Source organism: Streptomyces sp. NPDC055400 (genome assembly GCF_053644375.1).
Genome location: NZ_JBSHLM010000001.1, coordinates 593,180 through 605,126, shown reverse-complemented (window position 1 = coordinate 605,126; position 11,947 = coordinate 593,180). Strand labels below are relative to the sequence as shown.

Here is an 11,947-nt window from a genome sequence, read left to right as displayed (position 1 = left end):
GCGCACCGCACCAGGCCGGGTCAGCTCACGCGGTTGCCGTCCTCCAGCTCGGCCGCTCCCTCGCCCCGCGTGAGGACGTCGAGCGCCGCCAGGACGCGGCGGCCGAGCGAGCCCGGCAGGTACTCCGGCAGGTCGGGCCGGTCCACGAGGCGCCAGGAGAGCAGTTCCTCCTCCTGGAGCGTGATCGCCTTGAAGCGGTCCTCGTCCAGGACCCCGCCGTCGTACAGATAGGCCACGAGCGGCGGCCGCGCCGGCGTGCCCGGCACCCAGTCGACCGCGAGCAGCCGGCCGAGCTCCACGTCTAGTCCGATCTCCTCGGCGGTCTCGCGCCGGGCGCCCTGGCGCGGGGTCTCCCCGGTGTCGGACTCGACGGTGCCGCCCGGCAGCGCCCACCCGTCACGGTAGTTCGGCTCGACGAGCAGCACCCGCCCCTCGGAGTCACGGAAGAGTGCGGCGGCGCCGCACAGGACGCGGGGGAGGCCCGCGATGTACGCGGCGAACTCGGCGGAGGCAGTCATGAGGGAAGCCTAGGGGGTGTCCGGCGGATCACGGCCGCGGTCGCGGCGCCTGGCACGACCGTGTGCCGGGGCCCGGGTCCGCCGGACTACGCGTCGGCCAACTCGACCGTACGCGCCGCGAGTTCGCTGATCCGCGCGCCGTCGAACCCGAACACCGCGCTGCGCACCCGGTCCTCCAGCGGGCCCTTCCACTGCGCCGGGATCGCCGCGGCGCCGCACAGCACACCGGCCACGGACCCGGCGGTCGCACCGTTCGAGTCGGTGTCCAGGCCGCCGCGCACCGTGAGCGCGAGGGTGCGGGTGAAGTCCCCGTCGCCGTACAGGAGCCCGGCTGTGATGACGGCCGCGTTCGGGACCGTGTGGATCCAGCCGAGCCCGGCCGTCTCCTCCTCCAGCGTCGCGAGCGTCTCCTCCCAGCTCAGCCGCGACTCGTGGAGCGTCGCCGTGCGGCGCACCGTACGGGCCAGCCGGCTGCTCGTCGGGATCACGGTGAGTGCGGTGTCGAGCGCGGCGCGCGGGCCCGGCGCCGTGAAGGCCGCCGCGACGAGCGCCGCCGCCCACATCGCGCCGTACACGCCGTTGCCCGTATGGGACAAGGCCGCGTCGCGGCGGGCGAGGGAGGCCGCGCGGCGCGGGTCGCCCGGACATGTCCAGCCGAAGATGTCGGCACGGATCAGCGCGCCGATCCATTCCTGGTACGGATTGTCGAACGTCGCCGTGAGCGGCGGCTTCAGCCCGTTCGCGAGATTGCGGTACGCCGCCCGCTCCGCGGTGAACGTCTGCAGATACGGCAGCCTCATCAGCCACAGATCACCCACCTGTTCCGTGGAGAAGGCGAAGCCGTGCGTCTCCAGGAGGTGCAGGCCGAGGATCGCGTAGTCCACGTCGTCGTCCCGGCAGCTGCCGTGGATCCGCCCGCGCACGCACCGCCGCCACTCGGGGCGCAGCGCGAGGCCGTCGGACTCGGCGGCGGGTTCCGGCAGATAGTCGGTGAGCGGCAGGGCGGCGGCCCGCCGCAGATAGCCGTCGATGCGCGCCCGGGTCCAGTGCTCGCCCTGTTCCACCGGTTTGCCGAGCATGTTGCCCGCGATCCGGCCGAGCCAGCCGCCGAGCACCCGGTCCTGGAGGTCGCTGCCCACTGGGGTCATGTCTTTGGTGTACCCGATCAGGGGCCGCGGTGGGGCGAGGCGTTCCGCGCCGTGTGCCGGACCGGCCGCACCGCGCCCGGCTGATCGATCATTTCCCCGCTCATGACGCCCGGGTTTGAGCGGGTATAGCGGGGCATATCGTCCGGGTGCGCCGTTTCGCGGACCGGACAGCCATGGGCAGCGGCCCCCACCTCCGGTTAAGGTCTCAGCGGCGCGACTGCCTTGCGCGAGCAAGGCGCGAAAGCAAGGGGAATGCAAGGTGGCGGACGCTGGAGTGACGGCGGAGCACGTGCTCATCGCCGCGGACAAGTTCAAGGGCTCACTCACGGCCGTGCAGGTCGCGGAGCGGGTCACGGCCGGCCTGCGGCGGATCGCGCCCGGGGTGACGGTCGAGTCCGTGCCCGTCGCGGACGGCGGGGACGGCACGGTGGCCGCGGCCGTCGCGGCCGGTTTCGAGCGCCGCGAGGTACGGGTCACGGGGCCGCTCGGTGACGAGGTCACGGCGGCGTATGCCCTGCGGGACGGCACGGCCGTCGTCGAGATGGCCGAGGCGTCCGGGCTCCAGCTGCTGCCCGAAGGCGTCTTCGCGCCGCTGACCTCGACCACGTACGGGTCCGGCGAACTGCTCGCCGCGGCGCTCGACGCGGGCGCCCGCTCCATCGTCTTCGGCGTGGGCGGCAGCGCCACGACCGACGGCGGCGCCGGAATGCTGGCCGCGCTCGGCGCGCGCTTCCTGGACGCGGACGGCAAGCCCGTCGGCCCGGGCGGCGGGCCCCTCGCCGACCTGGCCACGGCCGACCTCTCGGGGCTCGACCCGCGCCTGGCCGACGTGGAGATCGTCCTCGCCAGCGACGTGGACAACCCGCTGACCGGCCCGAAGGGCGCGCCCGCGGTGTACGGCCCGCAGAAGGGCGCGACGCCGGACGACGTCGCCGCCCTGGACGCGGCGCTGGCCCACTTCGCGCGGGTCCTGGCCGAGTCCATCGGCCCCAAGGCACTCGAATACGCCGAGTCGCCCGGCGCCGGAGCCGCCGGCGGCATCGGCTACGGCGCCCTCGTCGGCCTCGGAGCGGGCTTCCGGGCCGGGATCGAGGTCATGCTCGACGTCCTCGGCTTCGCGCCCGCGCTCGCCCGCGCCACCCTCGTCATCACGGGCGAGGGTTCCCTCGACGAGCAGACGCTCCACGGCAAGGCCCCGGCGGGCGTCGCCGCGGCGGCCCGCGCGGCGGGCGTCGAGGTCGTGGCGGTCTGCGGCCGCCTCGCCCTTCCTCCGGAGGCACTGGGCCGCGCGGGCATCCGCCGCGCCTACGCCCTCACGGACGTGGAGCCGGACGTGGCCCGCGCCATCGCCGAGGCGGGCCCGATCCTGGAGACCGTCGCGGAGCGGGTCGCCCGCGACTTCCTGGTGTGACCTGACGCGCGCCGGGGTGAGGGGTGATCCTCACCCCGGCGAGAGACGGTAGGCGTCGAGGGCCACGGTCATCTCCATCAGGTCGCGGGGGCGCGACAGTGACCTGGACGTCAGCTGTTCGAGGCGGCGCAGGCGGTTGAAGACCGTGGTGCGGTGACAGTAGAGGCGGCCCGCCGAGCCCTCGCAGGACAGCCACGCGTCGAGCGTCTCCAGCAGGACGGCCCGGTCGCCCGGCTCCAGCGCGAGAACCTCGCCGAACACGTCCGTGACCAGGCGGCCGGCGAGCTCGGGCTGGCTGACGACCAGGGCCGTCGGCATGCGCCGGTCGAGCCGGACGATCCCGGTCGCGTCCGGCGGGCAGGTGCGCAGGGCGAGTTCGGCCCCGGGGATCATCGGAAGGCTCACCGCCGTCAGCGCCAAGGCGACGCCGCCGACGCCCAGCAGCTCGATGGCGCCTGCGGCGACCCTCAACCCCCAGCGATAGAGGGCTCTGCCCGCCAGCAGCATGGCGTGCAGAGCGCCGGCTCCCACAAACAGCAGGGCGAAGCCGAGCTGGCCGTCACTGATCTGAGCTTGGTCCTGCACCAGGGGGACGGAAGCGCTCCACACTCCCCAGAACGAGCCGAAGGCCGCGAAGGCGACGAACGCTGAGACCGACAGGCCACGGTGCGAGGTGATGGGGGGCACTCTTCAGCTGGCCTCGACTCGATCAACTTGCGCCTTGGTGGGGGCGAGGCGGTAGGAGTCAGTGCCGGTCCCAGCATGCGCTCGGCTGCACCCCCTCATGCGTCTGCGCTACGGCGGCTCCGCCGGCACCCGGAGCTTCGCCCTCTACCTCACCGCTCCCGGCATCTGAGCCCGGATCTACCATCGTTGATTTCGACTACGACGACAGGAGCACACCCGTGACAGACGCGATGTCCTTCCTGCTCGAACGACTGCATGCGGCCGGCCTGACCGACGTCGTCGCGGCCGAGCCAGCCACTGGAGGCCTCGCCGCGACCGCGGGGCTCGCGCGCCGGGGTGATGGCACGTCGGTGTTCGTCAAGGCGTTCGGCGAGCCGCCGTCGGACGACGCCTTCGCCGCGGAAGCCGAAGGGCTCACCGTGCTGCGTGAGGCGGGCGGCGTCGCCACGCCCGAGATCATCCTCACGGACCGCGACTTGCTCGTGTTGTCCGTGCTGCAGCCCCGGCCGGGCACCGAGGCCTTCTGGGAGCAGCTCGCGCATGCGCTCGCTGACCTGCACACGACCACGCGGTACCCCCGATTCGGATGGCACCGGGACAACTGGCTGGGGCGTCGTCGGCAGGTCAACACCTGGGATGATGACGGGTTCGAGTTCTTCGCCCAGCACCGTCTGCTGCGCTGGCTCGGCGAGCGTCGCGTCCAGGAGGCGCTCGGCGCCGCGGACCGGGCGGCGCTGGAGCGACTGTGCGACCGGCTGCCCGAGCTGCTGCCAGTCAGGCCCGCGTGCCTGACGCACGGCGACCTGTGGACGCAGAACGTCATGGCCACCCCCGACGGGCGGCCCGCGCTGATCGACCCGGCCGTGTCGTACACGTGGGCCGAGGTCGATCTGGCCCACCTGTGGACGACGGCGCCGCCGCCCGAGGCGCACATGTTCTTCAAGCTGTACGCCGAGCTGACAGGGCTCGACCGCGACTGGCGCGAACGCATGCCGATCCTCCAGCTACGCCAGCACCTGGCCGTGATCGCCCAGTTCGACCCCGACTGGGGTGCCGCCGATCTCGTGCGCGCCACGCTCGCTCCGTTCCGGCGGCGGCCCTGAGCTCAGCTGAGTAGCCGCCGGACACGACACCGGCTCCGGAGCCAACCCCCGAAGGACTTCCAGAGCCGACCACTTGGCGCCAACCGCTGTTCCGTTGTTCCCCGGGGCCGGAGTTCGGCCAGGCGCCGCGCGTGCCCCAGCTCCGCGAGCCCGGCCACCACGGGGCTGACCCCGCCGGGCCCCGGGCATCGCATGTCCAGGAGCGCCGTCAGCTCGTCCAGCCCCTCGCCGCTGCCGAGCCCGACCACACCGACCTCGCAGTCCGTCCGCATCCGCCAGATGAACCGGAAGCCCGGGTTCTGGATCTATCAGCGCCCGGTAGCCCGCGGATCCCGCTCGAACGTCCTGCGAGCGGAGGTCACCGAAGCGCGCCACGAACCGCTCGTGGCTCTCCCGGACCGGGGCCAGGTCACAGGCCCGCTCGACGAGCCCCGTGCCCGACCACGTGGTACCGCGGGTCGCCGCGCTCACCGAGCCACTCGCCCTGGGCTTCGGGAACGTCGCGCGGGCCGCGCCCGAGCCCGGCTCCGGGCCGTCGTCATCGGGGCGGGGGCCTCCCCGGCACCGGCCTGCCCCCCGCTCCGGGAGACAAGACGAAGGGCCCCGAACCAAGCGGTTCGGGGCCCTTCGGACGTACGGGTACGGGTTACGGCAGCTGCGCGGCGCGTGCCTCGCGGCGGTTGTCCCGGAAGTTGTTCACCCTCCGGGCCGTCGCGAACAGCGGGATCACGGCGCCGAGGACCAGCTGGAGCGCGCAGCCGGTCTGGAGCAGCAGCTGGCCGCCGGGGGCGTCGAACGCCCAGGCCGCCAGGAGCCCCATCGCCGCCACGATCCACGACAGCATCGCGACCGCCAGCGGACCGCGCGGCTTCGGGTACTCGACCCGGCTCACCATCAGCCAGGCCGTACCGATGATCGCGAGGACCGTCGCCACGAACGGCAGCTCGAGGAGCACGATCGACACGACCGTGAGCGCCCCGAAGGGGCTCGGCATGCCCTGGAAGGTGCCGTCCTTCACCGTCACGCACGAGAATCTCGCGAGTCTGAGCACGACGGCCAGGAGCACCACGATGGCGCCCACCGCCGCCACCCGCTGATGCGCGTCGTCCGCGACCATGCCGTACACGAGGACGAAGTACGCGGGCGCGAGGCCGAAGCTGATGAGGTCCGAGAGGTTGTCCAGCTCGGCGCCCATCGGCGAGGAGCGGAGCTTGCGCGCCACCAGGCCGTCGAACAGGTCGAAGATGGCCGCGGCCAGCATCAGGATCACGGCCGTGGCCGCGCTGTGCCGGGCCATGCCCGACTCCTGGCTGCCCTGGAGGTGCGGGATCAGGATGCCGGTGGTGGTGAAGTACACCGCCATGAAGCCGCACGTGGCGTTACCGAGCGTGAGGGTGTCCGCTATCGACAGGCGCAGTGAAAGCGGCATTTCCTCCGCTTCGTCCGCCTCCTCGGCCTCGGGCACCCACCCGGCCTGCGTCTCTGGATCAGTCACGGTCAACGCGAGTCACCCCAGCCACGGTCTTCTGGCCGACCTCGAGCGCGACCTCGACACCCTCGGGGAGGTAGATGTCGACGCGCGACCCGAAGCGGATCAGACCGATGCGCTCGCCCTGCTCGAGCTTGGTGCCCTGCGGGACGTACGGGACGATCCGGCGGGCGACCGCACCGGCGATCTGCACCATCTCGATGTCGCCGAGCTCGGTGTCGAAGTGCCAGACAACGCGCTCGTTGTTCTCGCTCTCCTTGTTGAACGCCGGGACGAACCCGCCGGGGATGTGCTCCACGGACGTCACCGTGCCGGCCAGGGGCGCGCGGTTGACGTGGACGTTCAGCGGGCTCATGAAGATCGCGACCCGGGTCCGCCCGTCCTTCCACGGCATGATGCTCTGCACCACGCCGTCGGCCGGGGAGATGACCCGGCCGGGGGCGATCTCACGCTCGGGGTCGCGGAAGAACCACAGCATGCCGGCCGCCAGAGCGGTGGCGGGTACGGCTACTGCGGCGGCCTTCTTGGAGCGACGGGAACGGGCCAGGCTCAGGGCGGCTGTGGCGACGGTCGGCAGGAGCCACGGCGATGCTCCGCGCGCAATGCGTCCAGCCAGGACGCCGTCGCGTGGTGCAGAGGTTTGGCTGTGGGGCATGGATGACCTTCGTAGCGGATGATGCCGCGCTCTGTACGGGGGGACGGCGGCTTTTCCGGGATGCTATCGGTTGCGGGCCGCAACTGGGCAAGCCAGGAAGCTGAGTCGGCGGCTGAAGAGTGCTGACAGGGTGTGATCTTCTTCTCGAACAAAACACCCTGTAGCGGACATTCAGCCCTGGAATCGATACTCCTCGAGCAGGCGGCGGCCAATGATCATTTTCTGGATCTCGGCGGTACCTTCACCGATCAGGAGCATCGGCGCCTCGCGGTAGAGGCGCTCGATCTCGTACTCCTTGGAGAAGCCGTAGCCGCCGTGGATCCGGAAGGCGTCCTCGACCACTTCCTTGCAGTATTCGGAGGCGAGGTACTTCGCCATCCCTGCTTCGAGGTCGTTTCGTTCCCCGGAATCCTTTTTGCGTGCTGCATTGACCATCATCGCATGGGCGGCCTCGACCTTGGTAGCCATCTCCGCGAGCTTGAACTGGATGGCCTGGTGCTGGGCGATGGGCTTGCCGAACGTGTGGCGTTGCTGGGCGTAGGAAACCCCCAGTTCAAACGCACGCTGCGCGACGCCGCAGCCACGTGCCGCGACATTCACGCGGCCGACTTCCACTCCGTCCATCATTTGGTAAAACCCTCGGCCGGTCTCGCCGCCGAGTACCCGATTGGCCGGAATGCGCAGTCCGTCCATGATGAGTTCGGTCGTGTCGACGCCCTTGTAACCCATCTTGTCGATCTTCCCCGGAATGGTGAGGCCGGGGCGGACCTCTCCGAAGCCGGACTCCTTCTCGACGAGGAAGGTCGTCATCGACTTGTGGGGCTTCGCGGCTGCCTCTTCAGGCGAGTGTCCTTCGTCACTCTTGACCAGAACGGCCACCAGAGTCGACGAGCCGCCGTTCGTCAGCCACATCTTCTGGCCGTTCAGGACGTACTCGTCCCCGTCCTTCACCGCCTTCGACGAGATCGCCGACACGTCCGAGCCGAGCGCCGGCTCCGACATCGAGAACGCGCCGCGCGTCTCGCCCAGCGCCATGCGGGGCAGGAAGTAGTCCTTCTGCTCCTGCGTGCCGTGCTGCTTGAGCATGTACGCCACGATGAAGTGGGTGTTGATGATGCCGGAGACCGACATCCAGCCGCGGGCGATCTCCTCGACGCACAGCGCGTACGTGAGAAGGGACTCGCCCAGACCCCCGTACTCCTCGGGGATCATCAGGCCGAACAGACCCAATTCCTTGAGACCGTCGACGATCTGCTGCGGGTACTCGTCGCGGTGCTCCAGCTCGGTGGCGACCGGGATGATCTCCTTGTCCACGAAGTCGCGGACGGTGGAGAGGATCTCCTGCTGGACGTCGGTGAGACCGGCGGTCTGGGCGAGTCGCGCCATGGCTACTTCTCCGTATTCTTTTCCGCAGGTGCGGTCAGTTCGGGACGGCCGGGCTGCTCGCCGCCGCGCTCCTTGATGTACGTCTCGGTGGGAACCATCACCTTGCGGCGGAACAAGCAGACCAGCGTGCCGTCCTGCTTGTAGCCCTTGGTCTCCACGTAGACGATCCCGCGGTCGTTCTTCGACTTGGAGGGCGTCTTGTCGAGGACCGTCGTCTCGCCGTAGATCGTGTCGCCGTGGAAGGTCGGCGCGACATGGCGCAGCGACTCGATCTCGAGGTTCGCGATCGCCTTGCCCGACACGTCCGGGACGGACATGCCGAGCAGCAGCGAGTAGATGTAGTTCCCGACGACGACGTTCCTGCCGAAGTCCGTCGTGTTCTCCGCATAGTTCGTGTCCATGTGGAGCGGGTGGTGGTTCATCGTCAGGAGACAGAAGAGGTGGTCGTCGTACTCGGTGACGGTCTTCCCGGGCCAGTGCTTGTAGACCGCGCCGACCTCGAACTCTTCGTAGGTGCGTCCGAACTGCATGGTGCTCAGGCCTCCGGGGCTTCGAACTTGGAGGTGCGCTGCATGCCCGCGGCGCGTCCCTTGCCGGAGATGACCAGGGCCATCTTGCGGCTGGCCTCGTCGATCATCTCGTCGCCCAGCATCGCCGAGCCCTTCTTGCCGCCGGCCTCGGACGTGTAGAAGTCGTACGCGTCCAGGATCAGCTCGGCGTGGTCGTAGTCCTCCTGCGAGGGCGAGAAGATCTCGTTCGCCGCGGCGACCTGGTCCGGGTGCAGCACCCACTTGCCGTCGAAACCGAGGGCCGCGGCGCGCTTCGCGACCGCCTTGTAGCCCTCCTGGTTGCGGATCTGCAGGTAGGGGCCGTCGATCGCCTGGAGGTTGTTGGCGCGGGCGGCCATCAGGATCTTCATCAGGATGTAGTGGTAGGCGTCGGCGTCGTAGCCGGGCGGCTGCTCGCCGACGACCAGGGACTTCATGTTGATGGAGGCCATGAAGTCGGCCGGGCCGAAGATGATCGTCTCGACGCGCTGGGAGGCCGTCGCGATCGCGTTGACGTTGTTGAGGCCCTGCGCGTTCTCGATCTGCGCCTCGATGCCGATCTTGCCGGTCTCGAAGCCCATCGTCTTCTCGATCTGCGTGAGCAGCAGGTCGAGCGCGACGATCTGCTGGGCGTCCTGGACCTTCGGCAGCATGATGCAGTCGAGGTTCTGGCCCGCGCCCTCGACGACCGTGACGACGTCGCGGTACGTCCATTCGGTCGTCCAGTCGTTCACGCGCACCACACGCGTCTTGCCCGTCCAGTCGCCCTCGTTGAGGAACTTGACGATGGTGTGCCGCGCCTCCGGCTTGGCGAGCGGCGCGCAGGCGTCCTCCAGGTCCAGGAACACCTGGTCCGCGGGCAGCCCCTGGGCCTTCTCCAGGAAGCGGGGGTTCGAGCCCGGCACCGCGAGACACGAGCGGCGGGGACGCAGACGGTTGATGGGCGCGGTCATGCGGGGACCTCCAGAGGGTCGAGCTGGTTCGCTTGCCGGATCTCGTCGACGATACGTCCGATGATCTCCGTGATACCGAAGTCCTTGGGGGTGAAGACGGCGGCCACGCCCGCGCGCTTCAGGTCCTCGGCGTCGCCGTTGGGAATGATGCCGCCGACGATCACGGGGATCTCGGGGGCGCCCGCCTCGCGCAGCCGGTCGAGGACGTCGGGCACCAGCGCGGCGTGCGACCCGGAGAGGATCGACAGGCCGACACAGTGCACGTCCTCGGCGAGCGCGGCGGACACGATCTGTTCGGGCGTGAGCCTGATGCCCTGGTAGACCACCTCGAAGCCCGCGTCACGGGCGCGTACGGCGATCTGCTCGGCGCCGTTCGAGTGCCCGTCGAGGCCCGGCTTGCCGACCAGGAGGCGCAGCTTGCCGCCGAGCTCGTCGCCGGTGCGGCGGACCTTCTCGCGGACGAGGGCGAGCGGCGTGCCCTCCTCGGCGGTGACGGCGACCGGCGCGGACGAGACGCCGGTGGGCGCCCGGAACTCGCCGAACACCTCGCGCAGCGCCTCGGACCACTCGCCGGTCGTGACCCCGGCGCGGGCGCATTCGAGGGTGGCCTCCATGAGATTCTCCGTGCCGGCCGCGGCCTCCTTCAGGCGCTCCACGGCCTGCTGGGTGGTCGGGTAGTGGAACGGGTCGCCCATGCCCTGCCGGTCGCTCGACTCCTGGCGCGTGGTGCGCCACTCGTCGATGGCCCGCGCGACCCGCGACTCGACCTGGTGATCCACCGTCATGATCGCGGCGTCCAGGTCGGCGGTGAGCGGGTTCGGCTCGGTCGACTCGTGGATGTTCACACCGACGATCTTCTCCTCGCCGCCCTCGATCCGCGCCCGTCGCTCGGCGTGCGAGGAGACGAGCTGCGACTTGAGGTAGCCGGACTCGACGGCGGCCATCGCGCCGCCCATCTCCTGGATCCGCTCGATCTCGGCGAACGAGTCGGCGACGAGCTCGTCGACCTTCTTCTCGATGACGTGCGATCCCGCGAAGATGTCCTCGTACTCCAGCAGGTCGCTCTCGTGCGCGAGGACCTGCTGGATACGCAGGGACCACTGCTGGTCCCAGGGGCGGGGCAGGCCGAGCGCCTCGTTCCAGGCAGGGAGCTGGACGGCGCGGGCACGGGCGTCCTTGGACAGCGTCACGGCCAGCATCTCCAGGACGATGCGCTGGACGTTGTTCTCCGGCTGTGCCTCGGTCAGGCCCAGGGAGTTGACCTGGACGCCGTAGCGGAAGCGGCGCTGCTTCGCGTCCTCGATGCCGTATCGCTCGCGCGTGATCTGGTCCCAGATCCGCCCGAACGCCCGCATCTTGCACATCTCCTCGATGAAGCGGACACCCGCGTTCACGAAGAAGGAGATGCGGGCCACGACGTCCCCGAACTTCTCGGCGGGGACCTGCCCTGAGTCGCGTACGGCATCGAGGACGGCGATGGCGGTGGACATCGCGTACGCGATCTCCTGGACCGGTGTGGCCCCCGCCTCCTGGAGGTGGTAGCTGCAGATGTTGATCGGGTTCCACTTCGGCATGTGCCGGACCGTGTACGCGATCATGTCCGTCGTCAGCCGCAGGGAGGGACCCGGCGGGAACACATGTGTGCCCCGCGACAGGTACTCCTTGACGATGTCGTTCTGCGTCGTGCCCTGGAGCCGGGTGATGTCCGCGCCCTGCTCCTCGGCGACGACCTGGTAGAGCGCCAGGAGCCACATGGCGGTGGCGTTGATAGTCATCGAGGTGTTCATCTGCTCCAGGGGGATGTCCTGGAACAGCCGGCGCATGTCACCGAGGTGCGAGACCGGCACCCCGACCCGGCCGACCTCGCCGCGGGCGAGGATGTGGTCCGGGTCGTAGCCGGTCTGCGTCGGCAGGTCGAACGCGACCGACAGACCGGTCTGGCCCTTGGCGAGATTGCGCCGGTACAGCTCGTTGGACGCCTCGGCCGTGGAGTGGCCGGCGTACGTGCGCATCAGCCACGGCCGGTCCTTCTGGCGCTCAGTCATGTTC

The 11,947-nt window shown here is 70.2% G+C and carries 10 protein-coding genes and 1 pseudogene; 2 read left to right on the top strand and 9 right to left on the bottom strand.

The window, feature by feature from the left end; genetic code table 11:
• Positions 1 to 20 precede the first annotated feature (20 nt).
• Entirely contained in the window at positions 21 to 518 is a 498-nt protein-coding gene (locus tag ACWIGU_RS02555; protein ID WP_454396605.1) for an NUDIX domain-containing protein, read from the bottom strand.
• A gap of 86 nt (positions 519 to 604) precedes the next feature.
• A complete protein-coding gene (locus ACWIGU_RS02550) occupies positions 605 to 1,666 on the bottom strand; it encodes an ADP-ribosylglycohydrolase family protein (protein ID WP_454396603.1) in 1,062 nt (353 codons plus the stop codon).
• Between the two features lie 259 nt (positions 1,667 to 1,925).
• Between ACWIGU_RS02550 and ACWIGU_RS02545 the strand changes: the two genes are divergently transcribed.
• Positions 1,926 to 3,077, top strand: coding sequence for a glycerate kinase (locus ACWIGU_RS02545; RefSeq protein WP_454396601.1), 1,152 nt, complete (start codon positions 1,926 to 1,928; stop codon positions 3,075 to 3,077).
• Between the two features lie 30 nt (positions 3,078 to 3,107).
• Here ACWIGU_RS02545 and ACWIGU_RS02540 read toward each other — a convergent pair.
• Positions 3,108 to 3,458: pseudogene (locus ACWIGU_RS02540) on the bottom strand (helix-turn-helix domain-containing protein); the annotation flags it as partial.
• Positions 3,459 to 3,982: 524 nt separating this feature from the next.
• On the opposite strand from ACWIGU_RS02540, the gene ACWIGU_RS02535 reads away from it, so the two are divergent.
• On the top strand, positions 3,983 to 4,867 hold the full coding sequence (locus ACWIGU_RS02535) for a fructosamine kinase family protein (protein WP_454396599.1): 885 nt from the start codon (positions 3,983 to 3,985) through the stop codon (positions 4,865 to 4,867).
• A 646-nt stretch (positions 4,868 to 5,513) separates the two neighbouring features.
• Here ACWIGU_RS02535 and pssA read toward each other — a convergent pair.
• From pssA to ACWIGU_RS02505, 6 genes are all read right to left on the bottom strand, one after another.
• A complete protein-coding gene (gene pssA, locus ACWIGU_RS02530; RefSeq protein ID WP_454397247.1) occupies positions 5,514 to 6,332 on the bottom strand; it encodes a CDP-diacylglycerol--serine O-phosphatidyltransferase in 819 nt (272 codons plus the stop codon).
• 22 nt (positions 6,333 to 6,354) lie between these two features.
• On the bottom strand, positions 6,355 to 7,011 hold the full coding sequence (locus ACWIGU_RS02525) for a phosphatidylserine decarboxylase (protein WP_454396598.1): 657 nt from the start codon (positions 7,009 to 7,011) through the stop codon (positions 6,355 to 6,357).
• 171 nt (positions 7,012 to 7,182) lie between these two features.
• On the bottom strand, positions 7,183 to 8,397 hold the full coding sequence (locus tag ACWIGU_RS02520) for an acyl-CoA dehydrogenase family protein (RefSeq protein WP_454396596.1): 1,215 nt from the start codon (positions 8,395 to 8,397) through the stop codon (positions 7,183 to 7,185).
• 2 nt (positions 8,398 to 8,399) lie between these two features.
• Positions 8,400 to 8,927, bottom strand: coding sequence for a MaoC family dehydratase (locus ACWIGU_RS02515; RefSeq protein WP_454396594.1), 528 nt, complete (start codon positions 8,925 to 8,927; stop codon positions 8,400 to 8,402).
• A 5-nt stretch (positions 8,928 to 8,932) separates the two neighbouring features.
• A complete protein-coding gene (locus tag ACWIGU_RS02510; protein ID WP_326773402.1) occupies positions 8,933 to 9,898 on the bottom strand; it encodes an HpcH/HpaI aldolase/citrate lyase family protein in 966 nt (321 codons plus the stop codon).
• A complete protein-coding gene (locus ACWIGU_RS02505) occupies positions 9,895 to 11,943 on the bottom strand; it encodes a protein meaA (RefSeq protein ID WP_454396591.1) in 2,049 nt (682 codons plus the stop codon). The genes ACWIGU_RS02510 and ACWIGU_RS02505 overlap by 4 nt, the downstream gene beginning before the upstream one ends.
• Between the last annotated feature and the right edge of the window lie 4 nt (positions 11,944 to 11,947).

Bases quoted from the DNA above. Each gene is read 5' to 3' on its own strand.
- ACWIGU_RS02550 (WP_454396603.1), bottom strand. From the start codon at position 1,666: ATGACCCCAGTGGGCAGCGACCTCCAGGACCGGGTGCTCGGCGGCTGG.
- ACWIGU_RS02505 (WP_454396591.1), bottom strand. From the start codon at position 11,943: ATGACTGAGCGCCAGAAGGACCGGCCGTGGCTGATGCGCACGTACGCC.
- ACWIGU_RS02525 (WP_454396598.1), bottom strand. From the start codon at position 7,011: ATGCCCCACAGCCAAACCTCTGCACCACGCGACGGCGTCCTGGCTGGA.
- ACWIGU_RS02555 (WP_454396605.1), bottom strand. From the start codon at position 518: ATGACTGCCTCCGCCGAGTTCGCCGCGTACATCGCGGGCCTCCCCCGC.
- ACWIGU_RS02510 (WP_326773402.1), bottom strand. From the start codon at position 9,898: ATGACCGCGCCCATCAACCGTCTGCGTCCCCGCCGCTCGTGTCTCGCG.
- ACWIGU_RS02520 (WP_454396596.1), bottom strand. From the start codon at position 8,397: ATGGCGCGACTCGCCCAGACCGCCGGTCTCACCGACGTCCAGCAGGAG.
- ACWIGU_RS02515 (WP_454396594.1), bottom strand. From the start codon at position 8,927: ATGCAGTTCGGACGCACCTACGAAGAGTTCGAGGTCGGCGCGGTCTAC.